Source organism: Pseudomonas sp. GW821-FHT09A09 (assembly GCF_059418405.1).
In genome coordinates this window covers 1-20,508 of the sequence record NZ_JBWKPU010000018.1, presented here as the reverse complement: position 1 = coordinate 20,508, position 20,508 = coordinate 1, and the positions used below count along the sequence as shown (strand labels likewise).

General features: G+C 61.5%; 12 protein-coding genes. 6 read left to right on the top strand and 6 right to left on the bottom strand.

The window, feature by feature from the left end:
• The first annotated feature begins 25 nt into the window (after window positions 1-25).
• From AC07OV_RS17155 to AC07OV_RS17145, 3 genes are all read left to right on the top strand, one after another.
• Complete coding sequence (locus AC07OV_RS17155) at window positions 26-328, top strand: PsiF family protein (RefSeq protein ID WP_494997881.1); 303 nt, start codon at window positions 26-28, stop codon at window positions 326-328.
• A 204-nt stretch (window positions 329-532) separates the two neighbouring features.
• Window positions 533-1,546, top strand: a complete 1,014-nt coding sequence (locus AC07OV_RS17150; RefSeq protein WP_176997089.1) for an AI-2E family transporter — start codon at window positions 533-535, stop codon at window positions 1,544-1,546.
• Between the two features lie 60 nt (window positions 1,547-1,606).
• Window positions 1,607-2,194, top strand: coding sequence for a hypothetical protein (locus AC07OV_RS17145; RefSeq protein WP_494997880.1), 588 nt, complete (start codon window positions 1,607-1,609; stop codon window positions 2,192-2,194).
• A 102-nt stretch (window positions 2,195-2,296) separates the two neighbouring features.
• Here AC07OV_RS17145 and AC07OV_RS17140 read toward each other — a convergent pair whose 3' ends face one another.
• Complete coding sequence (locus AC07OV_RS17140) at window positions 2,297-3,565, bottom strand: Hsp70 family protein (RefSeq protein ID WP_494997879.1); 1,269 nt, start codon at window positions 3,563-3,565, stop codon at window positions 2,297-2,299.
• Between the two features lie 238 nt (window positions 3,566-3,803).
• Between AC07OV_RS17140 and AC07OV_RS17135 the strand changes: the two genes are divergently transcribed.
• The 3 genes from AC07OV_RS17135 to AC07OV_RS17125 all read left to right on the top strand — a co-directional run bounded on the left by AC07OV_RS17135 (window position 3,804) and on the right by AC07OV_RS17125 (window position 16,892).
• Window positions 3,804-4,742, top strand: coding sequence for a DnaJ C-terminal domain-containing protein (locus AC07OV_RS17135; protein WP_176997086.1), 939 nt, complete (start codon window positions 3,804-3,806; stop codon window positions 4,740-4,742).
• Between the two features lie 81 nt (window positions 4,743-4,823).
• On the top strand, window positions 4,824-11,765 hold the full coding sequence (locus AC07OV_RS17130) for an NEL-type E3 ubiquitin ligase domain-containing protein (RefSeq protein ID WP_495092637.1): 6,942 nt from the start codon (window positions 4,824-4,826) through the stop codon (window positions 11,763-11,765).
• Window positions 11,766-11,948: 183 nt separating this feature from the next.
• Window positions 11,949-16,892 (top strand): dermonecrotic toxin domain-containing protein, encoded by a 4,944-nt coding sequence (locus tag AC07OV_RS17125; RefSeq protein WP_495092636.1) that lies wholly within the window; start codon window positions 11,949-11,951, stop codon window positions 16,890-16,892.
• On the opposite strand, the gene ureC is transcribed toward AC07OV_RS17125, so the two are convergent.
• The 5 genes from ureC to AC07OV_RS17100 form a co-directional block, all read right to left on the bottom strand.
• Window positions 16,889-18,589 carry an urease subunit alpha gene (gene ureC / locus AC07OV_RS17120; protein ID WP_495092635.1) on the bottom strand — a complete coding sequence of 567 codons (1,701 nt, stop codon included), beginning with the start codon at window positions 18,587-18,589 and terminating at the stop codon, window positions 16,889-16,891. The two genes, AC07OV_RS17125 and ureC, sit on opposite strands and share 4 nt — an antisense overlap.
• A gap of 119 nt (window positions 18,590-18,708) precedes the next feature.
• Window positions 18,709-19,014, bottom strand: a complete 306-nt coding sequence (locus tag AC07OV_RS17115; protein WP_495092634.1) for an urease subunit beta — start codon at window positions 19,012-19,014, stop codon at window positions 18,709-18,711.
• The gene (locus tag AC07OV_RS17110) at window positions 19,011-19,544 is read right to left on the bottom strand and encodes a GNAT family N-acetyltransferase (protein WP_176997081.1); all 534 of its coding nucleotides are present in this window, start codon (window positions 19,542-19,544) and stop codon (window positions 19,011-19,013) included. Before AC07OV_RS17110 ends, AC07OV_RS17115 begins: the two co-directional genes overlap by 4 nt.
• Before the next feature lie 5 nt (window positions 19,545-19,549).
• The gene (locus AC07OV_RS17105) at window positions 19,550-20,062 is read right to left on the bottom strand and encodes a GNAT family N-acetyltransferase (RefSeq protein ID WP_494997874.1); all 513 of its coding nucleotides are present in this window, start codon (window positions 20,060-20,062) and stop codon (window positions 19,550-19,552) included.
• A gap of 9 nt (window positions 20,063-20,071) precedes the next feature.
• Window positions 20,072-20,374, bottom strand: coding sequence for an urease subunit gamma (locus AC07OV_RS17100; protein WP_069075162.1), 303 nt, complete (start codon window positions 20,372-20,374; stop codon window positions 20,072-20,074).
• Window positions 20,375-20,508 lie beyond the last annotated feature (134 nt).

Here is a 20,508-nt window from a genome sequence, read left to right as displayed (position 1 = left end):
GGTGCGGTAACAGGGAGAAAACTCCATGAAGATGCTGCGTATTCCGCTGTTGATGATGGGCCTGCTGCTGTGTTCCCAGGGTTTTGCCGCGACCGCCCAGCAAAATAAGATGACCACCTGCAACGCCGACGCCACCACCAAGGCCTTGAAAGGCGATGAGCGCAAAGCCTTCATGAGCACCTGCCTGAAGGCAACCCCGGCCGCCAACGACGCCAAGACCCTGACGCCGCAACAGCAGAAGATGAAAGACTGCAATGCGTCGGCGAAAACCAAGGCGCTGACTGGCGATGCGCGCAAGACATTTATGAGTACGTGTCTAAAAGGCTGATTAAATTTGCCCAGGCGCTGGCGTTCAATGTGGGAGCTGGCTTGCCTGCGATAGCCTCGCCTCGGTCTGACTGAGGCACCGAGTTGCCTGCATCGCAGGCAAGCCAGCTCCCACACTTGATCGCATTCGCAACCAACCCACTCGCTTGATTCCTTCAAGGCTGGCAGACTGCCAATCCTTTAAAGCCGTTCGTTTTGAGGCTGTATGCCAACGTTTTCTCAGCGTCACGTGATATTGCTGGCCAGCTACATCATCATTTTCGGCGGACTGCTGCTGGTACTGCCGCTCAAGTTGCTGCCCAGCCTGCTGGCCGGCCTGCTGGTTTTTGAACTGGTCAATATGCTCACCCCCCAACTGCAACGGCTGATCGAAGGCCGGCGTGCGCGTTGGCTGGCGGTGGCCTTGCTCGGCACCTTGATCGTCAGCGTGCTGACCCTGATCTTTGCCGGCGCCATCAGCTTCTTGCTCCACGAAGCGGAAAACCCCGGGGCCTCCCTCGACAAATTCATGGGCGTGGTCGACCGCGCGCGCGGCCAGCTGCCGCCGTTCCTCGACGCCTACCTGCCGGCCAGCGCTGCCGAGTTCCGCGTGGCCATCGGCGATTGGTTGAGCAAGCACCTGAGCGAGCTGCAACTGGTGGGCAAAGATGCCGCCCACATGTTCGTCACCCTGCTGATCGGCATGGTGCTCGGCGCGATCATCGCCCTGCAGCGCGTGCCCGACCTGACCAAGCGCAAACCCCTGGCCGCCGCACTGTTCGACCGCCTGCACCTGCTGGTCCAGGCCTTTCGCAACATTGTCTTCGCCCAGATCAAGATCGCCGCGCTGAACACCGCCTTCACCGCGATCTTCCTCGCGGTGGTGCTGCCGTTGTGCGGAATCCACCTGCCGCTGACCAAAACCCTGATCGTACTGACCTTCCTGCTCGGCCTGCTGCCGGTGATCGGCAACCTGATGTCCAACACACTGATCACCATCGTCGCGCTGTCGCTGTCGATCTGGGTGGCGGTGGCGGCGTTGGGCTATTTGATCGTGATCCACAAGATCGAGTACTTCCTCAACGCGCGCATCGTGGGCGGGCAGATCAGTGCCAAATCGTGGGAATTGCTGCTGGCGATGCTGGTATTCGAGGCGGCATTCGGCCTGCCTGGCGTAGTGGCGGGGCCGATTTATTATGCGTATCTCAAGAGCGAGCTGAAGCTCGGCGGGATGGTTTGACGCGATAACGGAAGCGCTTTTGCTTCGTGGACTTTAAAGGGACTTAGAGGGAAGTAGACAGTGAGCGACAACATCTACGCGCCGCCAACGGCGCAGTTGAGCGATAGGGTAAAGGCATCGCCTGAGTTTTACGTCATCTCCAAAAAGAAGCTGCTGATTCTCAGCCTGCTCAGTTTTGGGCTGTACACCTATATCTGGTCGTATAAAAACTGGCGCCTGTACAAGGACTTCCACCAGGTGGATATCTGGCCGCTGGCCCGGGCCATTTTCTTTTTTTTCTTCATGCATCAGTTATATCGACGGGCCGATGATCGCGTGGCCCGCAGCGGTCGCAAATTCGATTTTGACTTCGAACAATGGGCGACCGTGTTCGTGGTGGTCACCTTAGGTTCCAGGTTTTTCGGAGCGGCCGCGAGGCGGATCGATCGCTGGGAGGCCTACGAGCCCCTGACGATTCTGGCGGTGCCGCTGTGTGCCTATATCCTCCAGCAAGCCCAAGGCCTGATCAATTTCGCGGCAGATGATCCAGAAGGCTTGAGCAACGACCGTTTCACGCTGTGGAACTACTTGGTGATCGTGCCGGGCGTGGTCATGTGGTGCCTGACGTTGGTTGGGCTTTGGGCCATCTACTTTGAGGGGAAGGTCTGAGGCTGGACTACCGCCATCGCCGGCAAGCCGGCTCCTACAGGTTTACGCAAACCCTTGTAGGAGCCGGCTTGCCGGCGATCGCGATTTCACTGGCGCGAAGCCTCAGTAGCCGTACCGCTTACTGGCCTCAATCGCCAGACCACTGCCGATACTGCCAAAGATATTGCCTTCCACATGCCGCGCATTCGGCAGCATCGCCGAGATGCTGTGGCGCAGCGCCGGGATCCCGCTGGAGCCGCCGGTAAAGAACACCGTGTCCACCTGCGCCACGCTCACCGAAGCGTCGTTGAGCAATTGCGTCACGCTGCCACGCACGCGCTCCAGCAGGCCGTCGATGGAGGATTCGAACAACGCCCGGCTCAAGTTCACGCTCAAGCCCGCTTCGATACGGTCCAACGCCACGTGGCGGTTTTCTTCGTGGGTCAGCTGGATCTTGGTCTCTTCCACTTCCATCGCCAGCCAGTGCCCGGCGCGCTGTTCGATCAACTTGAACAGGCGGTCGATGCCACCGGTGTCTTCGATGTCGTAGCGCATGCTGCCCAGGGCCAGCTGGGATTTCTGCGAGTACACCGAGTTGATGGTGTGCCAGGTGGCCAGGTTCATGTGGTGGCTGGTGGGCATGTAGGCGCCACTCTTCATGCGGCTGCCGTAGCCGAACAGCGGCATCATGCCGTTGAGCGAGAGCTGCTTGTCGAAGTCGGTCCCGCCGATGTGCACACCGCCGGTGGCGAGGATGTCGTCGTGGCGGTTGTCGTTGTGGCGACGGTCCGGCGACAGGCGCACCAGGGAGAAGTCCGACGTACCACCGCCGATGTCGACGATCAGTACCAGCTCTTCTTTCTCGATGGTGGACTCGTAGTCGAATGCGGCCGCGATCGGTTCGTACTGGAACGAGATGTCCTTGAAACCGATCTTGCGCGCCACGTCCACCAGGGTGTTCTCGGCTTCCTGGTCGGCCAGCGGGTCGTCATCGACGAAAAACACCGGGCGGCCCAGCACCACTTCTTCGAACTCGCGGCCGGCGGTGGCTTCGGCACGGCTCTTGAGTTGGCCGATAAACAGCGCCAGCAGGTCGGTAAATGGCATCGCTGTGCCCAGTACGCTGGTGTCGTGCTTGATCAGCTTGGAACCCAGCAGGCTCTTGAGCGAGCGCATCAAGCGGCCTTCGTAGTTTTCCAGGTACTCGTGCAGTGCCAGGCGACCGTACACCGGGCGGCGCTCTTCGAAGTTGAAGAACACCACCGACGGCAAGGTGATCTTGTCGTCCTCCAGCGCCAGGAGTGTTTCCATGCCGGGGCGGATCCAGCCGACGGTGGAGTTGGACGTGCCAAAGTCGATACCGCAGGCACGGGCTGGGGATGGGTTTTCCATGACAATCAGGTTCCGGTTGAAAAACGGCCGCGCAGTGTATGCCAGTCGAAGGCGGATGCGTAGGCCGACCATCCGTTAAATCACGCTTGAAACTGCACGATTCGCCCCCACATCGGGTACATACGGCAAGCGCCGATAACACTTTGACGCACCCCCAGGCCACATCACTCAACAGGTGCAATGCAGCGCACGTTGTGCCCCGGGCTGTGCGATCTCGATTAAGGATGGTGAACCGCCGATGGATTTCAAAGACTACTACAAGATTCTGGGTGTCGAGCCGACGGCTGACGACAAGGAAATCAAGGCCGCGTACCGCAAGCTCGCGCGCAAATACCACCCGGATGTGAGCAAGGAAAAAGACGCCGAAGCCAAGTTCAAGGACGCGTCCGAAGCCTACGAAGCGCTCAAGAGCGCCGACAAGCGCGCCGAGTACGACGAGCTGCGCAAATACGGCCAGCATGGCCAGCCGTTCCAGGGGCCGCCGGGCTGGCAGAGCCGTGGCGGTTTTGGCGGCGGTGGCGGCGGAGAGGACTTCTCGGACTTCTTCAGTTCGATCTTCGGCTCCCGTGGCGACGGCTTTGGTGGCGGCCAACGTCGCCCGGCCGGGCGCAAGGGCCAGGACGTGGAGATGCAACTGACCGTGTCCCTTGAGGAGACGTTGTCAGCCGAGTCCAAGCAGATCAGCTTCCAGGTGCCGCAGTACGACGCCTCGGGCCGGCATGTGACCAACACCACCAAGAGCCTGAACGTGAAGATCCCCGCCGGCGTGGCCGACGGTGAGCGCATCCGCCTCAAGGCACAGGGCGCGCCAGGTATTGGTGGCGGCGCCAATGGCGACCTGTACCTGATCATCAAGTTTGCGCCGCATTCGAAGTTCGACGTCGAAGGCGAAAACCTGGTGATCACCCTGCCGCTGGCGCCGTGGGAGCTGGCGCTGGGCGCCGAAGTGGCGGTGCCGACCCTGACCGGCAAGATCAACCTCAAGGTGCCTGCCGGCAGCCAGAACGGCCAGCGCATGCGTGCCAAGGGCCATGGTTTGCTGAACAAGGCCGGGGAGCGTGGTTTCCTCTACGTGCAACTCAAGGCGGTCATGCCCAAGCAGGCCGATGACGAGACCATTGCGCTGTGGCAGGAACTGGCGAAAAAGGCTGCGTTCAACCCTCGGGAAAACTTTTGATCACACGGCTCGGTAACTAACTACCGCTGAGCGCTCTCGCGGGCATGGTGTGCTGACTCTCTATTTCACAGGAGAGGCACCATGCCCGTTACCCCAGAACTCCCCCCCGCGTCCCTCAGCCTGCATGCTCCGCTGATCGAACAATCCCTGCCCGGCTGGGTCACCCAGGCCACGCCGCAACGACGTGAGGCGCTCAAGCAAAGTCCAGCGTCCGTTCCCGACTGGTATCGCCAAGCCTCCCCCGCGCAACGTCAGGCGCTCAATGATGCCGCCGTCGCCAGTTTCACTGCCCAGACCCAACTGGATCAGGCCGTGGCGACCCTGCAAGACATCGACAGCTTCGCCGAGCCCTTACTGGTCAAGGCACTGCAAGACCAGTTCAACGTGCAGCTGGATGTGCACAAGACGCTGCTGCGGCTGGTCAAACCGGTGGCGCTCGGCGTATTCAACATTGAGATTTCCAGCTTTGAGGCACTGCGCCTTCCTCTGCTGCAAGCGGCACTGCATAACTTCGAAGCCGCCGAAGCCGAATCGGACGCTTTCCATCATACCTCCGGGTTTATCGGCCAGGACTCACAAGGCGGGCAGGCTGCTATCAACACCCCATTAAGCGTGGCGCAGTTCATTGGGCTGTGCCGCTCGTTGGATATTGGCGCGAAATATCAGGCGTACCTGAAAGCGTTTTTCTATCCGGACGATGCCCAGGCGCTGGCAACGCTGCGCTCGACCTTCACGAACGCACAAAAAGGAGCCCTGGGTGCCGCCGCTCAGTTGGCGCTGCTGAACAAAGACATTGAGCAGGCCGACTACCGCATGATTCGATCCGTCATCGACGGTGAGGTCGCCCCCCGGATTGGCGGTAAGCCGGTCTGGTTTCGCGACCTCGCGTTGATGAACCACCGCATGACCGGCTGCATCGTGTTTGTTATCTGCGAGAAATACCGCTACAGCGACGAGCTGATTCTCTACATTCCCAACGACCCCTTCGCGCCGCTCAAACGCCACACTTGGACCAGCCTGCAGACACGGTTCAAACAGCGCTTTACCACGCGTGACGTACCCGAGCCTGGGAATGGCCGTCCCAGCGTTTACCAGCGTTTTTTCAGCCAGTTCGTTGCCTATGCCGACCGGCCGGATTACTTCAGCCAGTTCACCCAGGACGCGTCAGGTACGGTCATTGATGACGTGCTGGCGCCCTTTGCCGCCTTGCTTAAGCAAATAAGCGAGGGCACCAACCCGTTCAGGCTGTTCACCGAGATCAAGGGGGCTCCACCCATGCGGGCAACCCCTCAAGTGCCCAATGACGATCCCTATCTGGCCCCCGCCGCCCGGTCGCGCCCCGGTCACGGTATGTGGCCGGAAAACATCGATCTATGGGGTTACCTGTTCGACCGTCATCGCGAACAACTGATCGCTGACGCGCGCAGCCATGCTGTTCCGACGGCCGATGTGGATGCCCGGGTGCGTTCGGAGAAGTTCGCTCGCCTGCTCAATATCGGCATGCTGGTGTTCAATGCGGTGGCGATGCTAGTGCCCGTGCTGGGCGAAGCGATGATGGTGGTGATGGCGGGCCAGTTGCTGTACGAAACCTTCGACGGCGCCATTGAGTGGGGCGAAGACAACCGCAGGGCCGCCAAGGCACACTTACTCGATGTAGCAGAAAATATCGCCCTGCTTGCGGTCATGGCGGGGGCGGGCAAGGGCCTTGCCAAGCTGGCGGCGGTCAAGCCAGAGCCTGTGATCGAAGCGCTGGAACCCGTGGTGTCGGCAGACGGTAAAGCGCGGTTATGGAGGCCCGACCTCAGCGCTTATGAAAGCCCCGTCACGCTGCCTGAAGGCGCCCGGCCCAATGCCTTGGGGCAATTCCAGGTCAACGGCAAAACCTATATTCGCCAGGCCGGCAAAGTCTATGAACAAACCTTTGACGAAGCGGCGCAGCGCTGGCGTATCCAGCACCCTACCGATGGCCGCGCGTATGCGCCGCCTCTCAGTCACAACCGTGCCGGTGCCTGGCGACACACACTTGAGCGTCCGCAAACCTGGGACCGTCTCACTTTGTTACGGCGCATGGGGCACGTCACTGAGGCTTTTAACGACGAGCAATTGTTAAGCATCGCCGACATCAGCGGTATCGGTGATGCGCAATTGCGCAAGATGCACCTGGACAACGCGCCGCCGCCAGCGGCCCTTGCAGACACCCTGCGCCTGTTCGAAGCGGATCAGGGGGTGACGCGGGTGATCGAACAGGTCGAGACCGGCCAGGCCGTGGACGAGCATTACCTCTACGTGTTGCCCCTGGTGACCGAGATGCCGCGCTGGCCCCTGGGCCGTGTGCTGCAAGTGTTCGACGGGCCGCAACTGTCAGGGGCGTCGATCACGTATGGCGCTGAGCGGCTCTATCCGGGAGCGCCGTATAAACCGCCCATCCGCATCACCCGTGCGGACGTGCTGGGCAGCCAATTGCCGGATCGGATCCTGGCAGCGCTGGATGAATCCGAAGTCACCCAACTGTTGGGCGGCGAGCCGGCCCGGGTGAGGGAAAATCGAGTCCAGGAATTCAGAAAGCAGATCGTCGACCATGCGCGCACCCGTCAGCCGGCGTTGTTTGAAAGTCTTTGTCGGGGCAATGCCAGCAAAGACCCGCTGGTGACAAAGCTGCAGCGGTTGTATCCAGGGCTTGGCGAGTCAGGTGCCGAGGCGGTGCTGGCCGACGCTGACGCGCAGCAACTGGCTGACCTGCGTGCTACCGGTCGCGTACCGCTGCGCCTGCAAGAGCAGGCACGCTGGTACGTGCAGCAGAATCAGCTGGGGCATGCCATTGCCGGTTTACATATGGAAAATCTGGCCTCAGCCGCCAGCAAACGCTTGGCCCTGCACACCCTCGCCAGGCTGCCGGGTTGGTCCGACGCTGTGCGTCTGGAGCTGCGTGAGGAGCACATTGGTGGCCGTTTGCTGGAGGCTATCGGCAGCGACTCCGCTACCCAGCGCAAATATGTGGTCAAGAGTGGCCCGATGTTCCAGGCATTCAACGAGCGTGGCGAGGCACTCAACAGCCTGCCGCGCCAGGGTGACAACTTTTACGCATCGATCATGCACGCGTTGCCCGATGGTTCACGCCAGGCCCTCGGTGTTCCACAGGTGGCGCAGAGCGCGCAATTGCGTCGGGCAATCATTGACCAGGCGGTACGCCAGCGGCCCGAATCCCGAGCCATTGTCGACGGCGGTACGAGGAAAAACCGCTGGTTCAAGCCACCGCAACGCATTTCTGCACAGTTGATCGGTTACCCCGCCAGTGGCGGTGGCCAATTGCACGCACCTCTGCTGGGAAGCCGGGTGCGTGACGTTTACCCGCAACTCACCGACGGTCAGGTCAATGGTTTTATCTTTCAGCGGATGGTGGCCGGTGACAGCGAGCAGCAAATTTTCAATCTGCTTGGCAATCGCCTGCGCGAGTGGCAAAACCTTGAGGGAGTCCTTGATCAGTGGGTGGCTGAACAGGCGCCTCAGCCGCGTGGTGAAGTGTTTGCCGAAAGGAATGGGCGACGGCAAGCGGCACAGGCCATCAAAGACTGCTGGAGGGCGTCGCCCCTGGCGGAATTGCCACGCTTTGGGGACCTGAATCTGTTCCTGGACGAGCCACTACCGTCCCTGGATGCGGACTTTTCCCACGTGCGCAGCCTGAGTATCGGTGGACGCGGCGTCAGCGACACCAATATCGAGCAGGTGCTCGGGTATTTCGCTGAGGTGCAGAAGCTGACAGTCATCGTCACCCACCCGCAGTTGCGCACCGTGCCTGCGGCGCTTGCCAGGGTGCCGCAGGTGTCACGGCTGCATATCGCTTCGAACTTCGCCTTCGACGCCGAGCAAACTGCACGGTTCTCAACGCTCACCGGGCTGACTGAGCTGCACTTGGATGGCGCCGTGCCCCCTGGGCATGTATTGGATGTCAGCCAGATGCAGCAACTGCGCGATTTGAAGATAAGCCGAAGCTATCAGGCAGGACTGCCCACCGGGGTTCTGGACCTGCCGCTGCTGGAGCGTCTGGACCTCAAAGGTACCGCCATCAGCCGTTTGCCAGCGCGTCTATACGAACCGGGGCACGAGCGCCTGTGGTCAGGCTTGTCCCTGGACTGGTCATGCTTTGCGCGGGAAGACTTCCGCCAAGCCTATGACTATGTCCGCAGTCAGCCTATGCATCTGCTGGACCAGGAAGAAATGGTCAGTGGCTATTGCAAGGGTCAGTTGCAGCGCCTGGCCCGACTGGACAGCAGTGGTGCTTATTTCCCGCCGGCGCCTGGCCAGGTCGGAGAGTTGCAGCCGCTGTTCCTCCAGCTTTGGCCCGATGCCCCGGCGCGCTGGTCGGCTATTGAGGCGTTGACGGCGCAGCACGATCTTTTGGTGCAACCCCTGGAAGCCTGGGTTACCAACGGCGTATCCATGGAAGTCATACAGCGCAATAACATGGCAGGCGGTCTCAAACGCAGTTGGTACCAGGGTTTGCTCAAGCGCTATGGCGCGCTGCAGTATTCGGCAGACTTGGAGTTGCCCCGCGTGCGAATCAGCGAGTTTCCCCCGATGCCTCAACAGGGTTTCGAGCATGTGCAATCGCTGAACTTCAAAGGTGCCCGTTTGCCCGCGCAGACGCTGCCGGGTTTTGTGAGTGGTTTCAGCGGCCTGCGCGCTCTGAACCTGGGGGATTGCAGCCTCGCCGACCTGCCCTTGGGTACAGGTGATTGGGCGAGGCTGGAACATCTGGACCTGAGCCACAATCCGCTTGAAGGCCTGGATGTCGGCGCGATGGTCCACCTGCGTACGCTGGGGTTGAGTCACACCAGCCTGTCGGCTTGGCCATTGGGTTGGGAGAATTTGCCTGCACTGGAATGGCTAGATTTGCGCGGCAGCTACATCACCCAAGTGCCGCAGGGGGTGCTGGCTGATGACGCGGCCGTCCTGAGCACCAACCTGCTTGGCACACCGCTGACCGAGGCGGCCAGCTCGCACTGGGCTGCGGCCATGCAGCGGGTGGAACTGAACCAGGGGCTGTCGGCAGGCACCCTGGAGCGTTTTGGCCTGAAGCCCGTTCCCGAGCGGTTTCCACCTCAGGAAACCGGCCGTTCGTTGACCCATCACTTATTGCCCTTGCCCGCTCCGGAAGCGGCGAACAGCCCGCCGCAGCAACGCGTGTTGCGCCTATGGCCTGAGCTTCAGGCTGACGAGCTGCAGCGCTGGGCCACACGGATGGCCGACGAAGGGGTGAGCGAGCAACAGTTGCATACCCGGCTCGATGGGTGGAGTGGCCAGTTCGAGGCACTGGTGCGCCAGCTCAATGGCTGGCTGTTCACCCGTGAAGCCCGTGGTTCAACGTGGACGGTGAGCGCCCAGATCCGCCGGCAGGCGGCTCTGCGGATCGTTGACGCCTGGCGCGAGGGACTGCGCGTGCGCGCTGTCGAACCGCTACGAAGCCTTGAACTGGAAGGCTTGCAATTGGGCGATCTGCCCCGGCTTCCCGACGCATTCGAGCACATTGAAACCTTGAACGCCGCGGGTGTGTTGCTTTCCGAGACTGGCTCCGAAGGTTTCTTCGAAGCGTTTCCCCATGTTCGCACGCTAGTGCTCAATAACAATGCGTTGAGCGAACTGCCCCGTGGGATTGCAGGCATGGCGCACCTGGAACGCCTGGAGCTGGCGGGGAACCTGCTCGCCGAGGGTGACGGGTTGTGTGCCACCCTGGCGCGATACCCCAACCTGCAGTGGCTGGACGTGAGCCAGAATCAGCTGGACGTTTTCAGCGTCGACGGTCTGCCACGCCTGCAAACCCTGCATATCAGCAGCAACCGCTTGGAGGACTGGCCCGACGCAGTGTTGCAGTCGAGCGCCCTGCGTACCCTGGACCTGCGCAACAACAACATCGAGTCCATACCCGCCGAGGCCCTCGACGGAACTCATGATCAATTGATGGAGGGCGTCGACCTGTCCGACAACATTGAATTGTCACGCGACAGCCTGGAGCGCTTACAGGGGTACGCTGCTGATACGGAGCGTTCCGTGGCTCTAGGACTGAGCCGTCGTGAGATCGAAGAGTTGTTGGACGACAACCCGCAAAGTGACGGCGAGACAGTGGAATCCGATGAGGAACTGCCCGAACCGCCGCCGGTGGACGAACAGGTGGGTGGTTGGTTGGGTAGCGTGCCGGTCGATGAGCAGAATCTGCGTCGTGAACGGTGGGCGCAATTGCTGAGCGAACCGGGTAATGCGGCCTTCTTCCACCTGCTCGAACGCTTGCAAGACACCGAGGAGTACCGACTGGCGCGTGCCGATCTGACTCACCGGGTCTGGAGGGTGATGGACGCCGTCAACGATGATGCCGAGTTGCGCGGCACCGTGTTTGCCATGTCCAGCACCCACGGCACCTGCGTTGACGGGCGCATGCTCACCTTCAGCAACCTGGAGATCAAGGTTTTCGAGCATGATGCCTTACAACGCATCGACCCCACGCGCTTGGATCAGAAAGGCCCGGCCCTGTTGAAGTTGGCGCGTCAGTTATTCCGCCTCGACAAGGTTGAAGCCTTGGCCAACCAGGAAGCCAGCCCGGGCATGGACGCGGCCGAAGTGCGCCTGGAGTATCGTATCGGCCTGCGTGATGCGCTGGACTTGCCAGGGCAGCCGACATACATGAGGTTCGGCAGGCCCCTGCGCGGCGCGGCGCAGAGCCGGGCGCTGGAGGCCGTGCGTGCGGCGGAAAGCTCCGAGGCGTTTTATGAGTACTTGATTAACGTCGATTACTGGGCTGCTTATCTTGAGGAAAAGTACCCCGCCGAGTTCGCTGAACTGGAACGCGTCAAATCGCAAAAGCGTGAGGCGTTGGAAATCGCCCATCCGCAGATCGACCAGCAATACGCCGAAGCCGCGACCATGCTGGATATCGAGTTGTCCACGGCGCGCAATGAAAAACTGATCGCCCTGTCACGTCGGGAAGTCGCCGAGCAGTCTGCCCAGCCCGGCCCTTCCAGAGACATTGCCTGAGGCACAACAATAACTATCTAGGCTTTGACTGCGGGGGGCATCCGATAGGCTGGTTTTTTCAGTCAAGCGGAGTCCCCCATGTCAGAAAACCCTGTGCCCGTTTCCTCTCCCGAAGGAACGTTAAACGTTGACCCTCGAGGTGTTCACTACGACTTTCTCAAGTCGCGCATACCCCGCTGGTTCATGCAGGCTGCACCTGATCGCCAGCGGGCTTTGGCCGATCACCCATTGAGCTTGCCCGCGTGGTATTCCACGGCGCCTGCTGTCGCCAGGCAGGCGCTGGCGGGCGGGCAGACCCGGTTCCAGGAGCGGCTCAACGAGGTCGATGCCTGGTTTGGCCGCATCGAAGCCATTGCGGCATTCGCCGAGCCCAGGCTCAAGGCGGCCATCAAGCAACAATTCAACCTCGATCTGGATGTGCGCAATGTGTATTTTGCGCGCAAATACGGCTTCCAGAAGCGAGATGACCTGTATGGCTTTTTTGTGTTTGACGTTAGCCGTGATTCCGCCCTCGATTACCGCTATCGAGGGGTAACGTTGCTGGAGGCGGCCCTGGCCAATTTCACGCCGCAGGAAGAAGAGCCTATTTCCTGTGATGATTGCCAGATCATCACCCACTGGGGCGACTTCGACGGTGATGTCATCCCCTCGTTTGCCGTGCTGGCCGAGTACGCCGTGCCCATCACGCCTCACGCCTTTGCCAAGCTGTGCCGCACACTGGATCTTGGGGCGCTCTACCAGGCGCATATAAAAGCTGTCGTGCAGCCGGAAAATACCTCGGAAAAAACCAGGCTTGAACAGCAGCTTGAACAGTTCCTGTGCGAACAGTTCGGGCTGTGCCTGGAGGTGGCCCACATGCAGGGCGCCATCAGTGTGTCGGCTTACCCAATGCTGGCCAGGATACTCGCCGGGCAGCCAGGTACGTGGGGCGCGAACAAGCCTGTGAGCTCCGCCGCCCTGCAAGTGTTTGACAGTGTGCTGGTCGGGCCTCTGCTGATCGGACCGGAGCGCCTGGACAGTGGTACGAGCGAACGTCTGGTGGTCTACCTGCCCGATGACCCGCAACAACCGCTCAAGGAATACGCCAACAGCGGCGAGTTCATGGCGGACCTGCGAGCACGTTTGCACAGCGCCAGTTATCGACGCTTTTTCAGCCGATATATCCCTGCCCGCGAGCAGGGTCTGTTTTTCCAGCGTTTCGATACGCTGTATCAGCCCGCCGGTGAGAAAAAAACCAACCAGGACTATCCGCTCAGAGGGCACCTGCCGCGCCTGCCCATGAACGAAGTCGCGATCACCGGAGCACTGTGGGAACGCGTGCGCCAGGCCTATGTGCGCAAGCAGTTTGCCGATGCCGCCGCGGTGGCTGTGCCGACCGGGGTAGAAGACCAGGTTGCACGTATGGCGCGGCTGGACAGCTACCTGGAGGCCGTAGTGAACGTGCTTAACCTGGCAGCCTTCGTAGTGCCCGGGCTTGGTCCCATCATGCTGACGGTGGGGGCTGCGCAGATGATGTCGGATGTTTTCGAAGGGGTGCATGCCTATGAGCAAGGCGATCTCGAGGGCATGTGGGCACATTTCTCGTCGGTGGCACTCAATACGGCGTTCATCGCCGCTGGCGCCAGCGTATTGCCGCACATCCAGCTAAGCGGCGCGGTCGATCATTTGAAACGTGTGACATTGGCCTCAGGCGAGCAACGTCTCTGGAACCCGGACCTTACAGCCTATGAGTCGGTGAATGGGAAGCCGCAAACCCAACCAGATGCCCACGGCCTGTATGTCGACAACGACGCCACGACCCTGACGATTCAGGATCGTTACTACCGCGTCGAAGCGGACCCGGACAGCGGCGCTTATCGCATCAGCCATCCGAGCCGTCCCGATGCCTACCAGCCGCGCGTGAGGCATAACGGTCAGGGCGCCTGGTTACACGAAGCCGATTGGCCCCAGACCTGGAGCGGTACACAGTTGATGCGGCGCCTGGGTCCGGTCACGGATGGCTTTACCGACAGCGAGCTGGAACAGATTCGCCAGGTCAGCGGTGTCGAAGAGTCACAATTGCGCCGCATGCACACCGAGGGCGAGCCGACACCTGCCGTACTGCTCGATACCGCACACCGGTTTCGCGCCTATGGCGACGCCATCAAAGTCAGCCAGCAGATACACGCCGGCACCCCATCCGATGAGCTGTGCGGGTTTGGCGCCGCGCTGAGTGTTGAGCTGCCTGGCTGGCCGGCGGGCAAGGCCATTGAGGTGCAGGGCGATGTAGAAGGCGCCCCCCTGCGTTATGGCGTCGCGACGCCAGCTGATGACGTGGTGCGTATCCGGCGCAGTGAGTTGATTCAGGGCCAACTGCCTGCTCGTATCGTCGACAGCCTGACCTCAGAGCAACTCCAGCAGATCCTGGGCCAGCACCTGCCTGCCACAAAACCCCAGCGTGCTCTGTTACTGGCCCAGCGCTTGAGTACCCATGGGATAAAAAATCGCGCAAGACTGTTTCAGAGTATCTATAGCGAGCGACTGCCTGCGGGTAATCCGGCGGTGCGCCTCATGCAGCGAGACTTTAAGCATTTGCCAACCTTGATGGTGCAGGAACTGTTGGACAGTGCGTCTGCCGACGAATTGGCGATGGTCAATAGCCGCAATCGCATTCCCCTGCGGCTGGCGGAGGCGGCGCGCAAACTCCAGGCCCGTGTGCGCCTGGCGCATGCCTACGAAGGCCTTTACCTGCGCGACCTGGCCAACGCCGATACCGAAGCGCTGGTACTCAATACCTTGGAGAAATTGCCGGGCTGGCATAACGCTCTACGCCTGGAAGTGCGCGACGCTTCATTCAGTGGAACGCTGCGTGCCGAGTTTGGCCCCACTGGCGCTGACAGCCGTAAGGTGCTGGTACGGATGGGCGATGGGCGCTACCAGCCCTTCGATGAGCAGGGCCAGGAGCTGCATGGCATCAATGGCTTATACGGTGCGCTGCAACGCGCGCTGCCCGACAGCCACCGCAAGGCGATCGGTCTGCCCCATGTGGGTCAGGGGGAGCAACTGGAAGGGTTGGTTATCGACAAAGCGTTGAATCGTGATCAATTGCGTCAGGTGCTGCGCATGCAGCCCGAGCGAAAACCCGCCTGGCGGCAGCCACGGCGCCTGACGGATAACCGCTTGGGCTATCCGCTCAGCGGACGGGGGGCGGGGCGCCCGGTGACCGTTCGGGAGCGTGTACGCATGCTTTACCCCACCATCAACGACCTGCAACTCACTGAATTCCTGCGGGATCAGCCTGCTACGGATGACGCTTGGCTTCGCGCCCTTGAGAACGAGTTTGAGCAACTGGACAACGCCCTCAATCGCTGGTTGGCAACCGGGCCAAGAGACGTGCCGAACCTGAGGGTTCGTCGCCAGATCCGTGATGTGATTCGAAGCGCCTGGCAAAAAAGCTGTGAGTGGGACGTGGATACCCACGACAACTATCGGGGCCAGCGTATTCGCCTGGAAAACAGACGTGTGGGCGCGCAGCTGGCCACCTTGCCGGCGTTACCGGGCAACTTCGATCATGTTTCGAGCTTGCATCTGCCGGGGTGCGGGTTGACCGACCAGAGCAATGGCTTTCTTTCATCATTCCGCGCGCTGCGCATTCTGAACCTGGAGGGTAATAACCTGACACGGTTGCCGGACGTGTGCGCAGGCATGCCTCGGTTGGAAGGGCTGGACCTCTCCGATAACCGGATCGTATTGACCGAACAGACCGCCTCGCACATTCGCGGGATGCACCGGCTCATTTGGGTGGCATTGGAGGGCAACCCGCTGGGGCGCTCGGTGGATATCAGCCGCATGCCTCAGCTCAAATGGCTGTACCTGGCCGGATGTGGCCTGCAGGAATGGCCGCCAGGGCTGTTTGGCGCGCCGCGGCCGCGGGACTTTTTGCTGGGTTTGAGCGGTAACCACCTCAATGCAATCCCCAACGTGGCGCCCGGCTCCGAACGTGCAAGGATCATTGCCCGAAGTGTCGTGACACGTGCTTATCTCTCACCTGAGGTATCCGAAACCCTCAACCTATATACGGAGTCTGTGGGCATGGACCCAAACCGCCGGTTCCCACCCAGGGGCACCCAGGACAGCGCGCACTGGATGAGCGGCATGCCCCAGCAGAACTGGATGAACAAACAACCGGTGTGGGATGACCTTGAAGAGGCGCCAGGCAGCGAGCCGTTTTTTGATGAGCTTCGCAAACTGAGCGAGCACTTGAGCGAGCGCAGCGAGGCCTACAGGGACGACTTGACAGCCAAGGTCTGGCGCATGCTTGAGGCCATGGCGCGCGACAGTGCGTTGCGCGAGCGTTTGTTCGAGATGGCGCTGGCGCCCACCACCTGTGTGGATGCGGGCGCGCAGCTGTTCAATGCCATGGGGGTCGAGGTGTTGCTGCATGAAGCACTGGGGCTAACCGACCCGGGACTGATGCGCCTTGAACTGCTGGACCTCGCCAAAGGCAAGGCGCGCCTCGACGAGCTGGGGCGCATCGCCCATGCGCGGGTAGCCGAGTTGCTGGCTAACGGCCGTCACTTCCCTGAGTACGACAGCGACGACGGCTTGATCCAGAGCTCCGACGCCGAAGGCAACCCGGTTGCCAGCATTGACGAGGTGGAAATTCACCTGGCATACGTCACGCGCCTGGCGGATCGCCTGGACCTGCCCTGGCAGTCGGCCATGTTTTACAACGAGCCTGATGTCACCCCTGCCATGATCGAGCAGGCCTACACCCGTGTCCGCGAGCTGGAGAGCGGCGACCTGTTGCGCGATGGCATCATCGAGCAGCCGTTCTGGGCTGATTACGTGCAAACAACCTTCGCGGCAGACTTCGCACCGGTCAGCGCGAAGAGCGAAGCCTTGATCAACCTGTATACCGCCCAGCAGGAATGGCTCGACGATGACTCGATATCCGCAGAGCGCAAGGATGAACTGCGCAAGATTATCGATGCGTCGGCGCAGGTGTTGGGTAAGTCGGCGTCGCAGGTCAGTCCGGGCCAGGTGATGAGCGACGACGAATACTATGCCGAGATGGCACGCCTGGGCGATGAGCGCAAAAACGTCCTGCGTACCTTGACCGACCGGATCATGGGCCGTGCGTCTTAGAACAGGAAATACCGCTGGGCCATCGGCAGCACCTCCGCCGGTTCGCACCACAGCAATACGCCATCGGCCTTGACCTGATAGGTCTGCGGGTCAACCTCGATCTCCGGCAGGTAGTCGTTGTGGATCAAGTCGGTTTTCTGCACTTCGCGGCAACCCTTGACCACCGCGATCTGCTTCTTCAAACCCAGGGCTTGCGGCACGCCTGCCGCCTGCGCTGCCTGGCTGATAAAGGTCAGGCTGGTGGCGTGCAGCGAACTGCCGAAGCTGGCGAACATCGGGCGGTAGTGCACCGGTTGCGGCGTGGGGATGGAGCCGTTGATGTCGCCCATCAGGCTGGAGGCAATCGCGCCGCCCTTGAGAATCAGGGTCGGCTTGATGCCGAAGAACGCCGGGCGCCACAGCACCAGGTCGGCCCATTTGCCCACCTCGATGGACCCCACGATATGACTCACCCCATGGGTGATCGCCGGGTTGATGGTGTACTTGGCGATGTAGCGTTTGGCGCGGAAGTTGTCGTTGCCAGGGCCGTCGCCAGGCAGCGGGCCGCGCTGTTTCTTCATCTTGTCGGCGGTCTGCCAGGTGCGGGTGATCACCTCGCCGACGCGGCCCATGGCCTGGCTGTCGGAGCTGATCATCGAGAACGCGCCGAGGTCGTGCAGGATGTCTTCGGCGGCAATGGTTTCGCGGCGGATGCGGCTTTCGGCGAAGGCCACGTCCTCGGCAATGCTCGGGTCCAGGTGATGGCAGACCATCAGCATGTCCAGGTGTTCGTCGATGGTGTTGCGGGTGAACGGCCGCGTCGGGTTGGTGGAACTGGGCAGCACGTTGGGGAAGCCGCAAGCCTTGATGATGTCCGGCGCGTGACCGCCACCGGCCCCTTCGGTGTGGTAGGTGTGGATAGTGCGGCCCTTGAGGGCGGCCAAGGTGGTTTCGACGAAACCCGACTCGTTGAGGGTGTCACTGTGGATCGCCACCTGCACGTCGTATTCGTCGGCGACGCTCAGGCAGTTGTCGATGCTGGCGGGCGTAGTGCCCCAGTCTTCGTGCAGCTTCAAACCGATTGCGCCGGCCTTGACCTGCTCGATCAACGGTTCCGACAAACTGGCGTTGCCCTTGCCGGTGAAACCGATGTTCATGGGGAACGAATCGCTGGCCTGGAGCATGCGCGCCAGGTGCCATGGGCCGGAGGTGCAAGTGGTGGCGTTGGTGCCCGTGGCCGGGCCGGTGCCACCGCCGATCATGGTGGTCACGCCGCTGGTCAGCGCCTCTTCGATCTGCTGCGGGCAGATGAAGTGCACGTGGGTGTCGATGCCGCCGGCGGTGAGGATCATGCCTTCGCCGGCAATCACTTCGGTGCTGGCGCCGATGGCGATGGTCACGCCGGGCTGCACATCCGGGTTGCCGGCTTTGCCGATGGCGTGGATGCGGCCGTTCTTGAGGCCGACGTCGGCCTTGACGATGCCCCAGTGGTCGATGATCAGTGCGTTGGTGATCAGCGTGTCGACCACTTCATGGGCGAGCAACTGGCTCTGGCCCTGGCCGTCGCGGATGACTTTGCCGCCGCCGAATTTCACTTCTTCGCCGTAGATCGTGAAGTCTTTTTCCACTTCGACGAACAGCTCGGTGTCGGCCAGGCGGACCTTGTCACCGACGGTGGGGCCGTACATGTCGGCGTAGGCTTGTTTTGAAATTTTCATGGGCTTGCCTTGGAATTCAAGTGAATGTGAGAACGCTCGCGGGCTCGCTTTCGCCGGCAAACCGGCTTCCCCCAGGGAGCCCACACACATTTAGGAGCCGGCTTGCCGGCGATAGGGCCCTACAGGTCGCCCATGACTCGGCCGGCAAACCCGAACACCCGGCGCCCACCGCTCAAATCGACCAACTCCACCTCCCGGCTCTGCCCCGGCTCAAACCGCACCGCCGTCCCCGCAGGAATGTTCAGGCGCATGCCGCGGCTGGCCGCACGATCAAACGTCAGCGCGTCGTTGGTCTCGAAAAAATGATAATGCGAGCCCACCTGGATCGGTCGGTCGCCACTGTTGGCCACGCTCAGGCTGAGAGTGCGGCGGCCCGCATTGAGCTCGATCTCGCCAGGCTGGATCAGGTATTCACCAGGAATCATGAAGGTTGCCCCAAGGTCTTGAAGTAGATTGCGGTTGGGTGTGAACGCCCGTCCGGGCTTTGGCAGTAGTCGGGCAACTCACCGAGTTTGGTGTAGCGCAGCGACTGGTAGAAGGCTTCGGCCGGCGAGCCGGCTTCGGTGTCCAGGTACAGCAAGCCGCGCTTGTGCTGGCGCGCGGCAAGTTCCAGTGTGTTCATCAATTGCTGGCCCAGGCCATGGCGGCGCGCCAGGCTGTGCACCATCAGTTTTTGCACTTCGGCGCGGTTCAATCCGTTGGCTTTCTGGCACAGCGCCAACTGCACGCTGGCGATCACTTGTTCATCGCGCACCACCACCCACAGCAGCAGGCTGGCGTCTTGCAGTTGGGTGTGCACGCCGGTGAAGTAATCGCGGGCCTGGGCCTCATCAATGTCGGCCATGAAACCCACCGAGGCGCCATGCTTTACCGCGTCCAGCAACAGCTCAATCAAGCCCAGGCGGTAGTGGGCAAAACTTTCAGCATTGACTCGACGCAGTTGCGCAGCACTCATCGACGTCACTCCTTGGGCGGTTGTGCGCCCGGGTTCAAGGTCAGTTGCATGAAGGTCAGGTCCAGCCAGCGGCCGAACTTGATGCCCACTTGGGGCATTTGTCCGGTGGTGATAAAACCCTGGCGCTCGTGCAGGCGGATCGAGGCCTGGTTGCCGCTTTCGATGGCGGCGACCATCACGTGTTTGCCGCAAGCCCTGGCGCGTTCGATCAGGGCTTCCATCAGGCGCGGGCCGAGGCCCTTGCCGCGCTGGTCGTTGCGCACGTACACCGAGTGTTCGACGCTGTAGCGGAAACCTTCAAACGGGCGCCAGTCGCCAAACGACGCGTAGCCAGTCACTTCATCGTTTTCGATGGCGACCAGAATCGGGTAAGCCTGGGCCTGGCGCGCGGTGAACCACGCCTGGCGGTTGGCGAGGTCCACCGGTTGCTCGTTCCAGATCGCGGTGGTGTTGAGCACCGCGTCGTTGTAGATGTCGCGGATCTGCGCCAGGTCCTGCTCGGTTGCATCACGAATCATGCTCGCACCTCAGGCGATCGGCTGGTGGACGGTGACCAGCTTGGTGCCGTCGGGAAAGGTGGCTTCCACCTGGATGTCCGGGATCATTTCCGGGATGCCTTCCATCACTTGCTCGCGGGTCAGCAAGGTGGTGCCAAAGTGCATCAGGTCAGCCACGGTGCGACCGTCGCGGGCGCCTTCCATCAAGGCGGCGGAGATGTAGGCGATGGTTTCCGGGTAGTTGAGCTTCACACCCCGCGCGAGGCGGCGTTCGGCGACGAGGCCGGCGGTGAAGATCAGCAGCTTGTCTTTTTCCCGTGGGGTCAAATCCATGGTTCAAGATCCTTCATAAAAAAACATTCACGAATACACCGCAGCCCTCTGTAGGAGCCGGGGGGGGGGGGGGGGGGGGGGGGGGGGGGGGGGGGGGGGGGGGGGGGGGGGGGGGGGGGGGGGGGGGGGGGGGG

Excerpts from the sequence above, each read along its gene's own strand:
- AC07OV_RS17155 (WP_494997881.1), top strand. The coding sequence starts at position 26 with ATGAAGATGCTGCGTATTCCGCTGTTGATGATGGGCCTGCTGCTGTGT.
- AC07OV_RS17150 (WP_176997089.1), top strand. The coding sequence starts at position 533 with ATGCCAACGTTTTCTCAGCGTCACGTGATATTGCTGGCCAGCTACATC.
- AC07OV_RS17140 (WP_494997879.1), bottom strand. The coding sequence starts at position 3,565 with ATGGAAAACCCATCCCCAGCCCGTGCCTGCGGTATCGACTTTGGCACG.
- AC07OV_RS17135 (WP_176997086.1), top strand. The coding sequence starts at position 3,804 with ATGGATTTCAAAGACTACTACAAGATTCTGGGTGTCGAGCCGACGGCT.
- AC07OV_RS17130 (WP_495092637.1), top strand. The coding sequence starts at position 4,824 with ATGCCCGTTACCCCAGAACTCCCCCCCGCGTCCCTCAGCCTGCATGCT.
- AC07OV_RS17125 (WP_495092636.1), top strand. The coding sequence starts at position 11,949 with ATGCAGGCTGCACCTGATCGCCAGCGGGCTTTGGCCGATCACCCATTG.
- ureC (WP_495092635.1), bottom strand. The coding sequence starts at position 18,589 with ATGAAAATTTCAAAACAAGCCTACGCCGACATGTACGGCCCCACCGTC.
- AC07OV_RS17115 (WP_495092634.1), bottom strand. The coding sequence starts at position 19,014 with ATGATTCCTGGTGAATACCTGATCCAGCCTGGCGAGATCGAGCTCAAT.
- AC07OV_RS17110 (WP_176997081.1), bottom strand. The coding sequence starts at position 19,544 with ATGAGTGCTGCGCAACTGCGTCGAGTCAATGCTGAAAGTTTTGCCCAC.
- AC07OV_RS17105 (WP_494997874.1), bottom strand. The coding sequence starts at position 20,062 with ATGATTCGTGATGCAACCGAGCAGGACCTGGCGCAGATCCGCGACATC.
- AC07OV_RS17100 (WP_069075162.1), bottom strand. The coding sequence starts at position 20,374 with ATGGATTTGACCCCACGGGAAAAAGACAAGCTGCTGATCTTCACCGCC.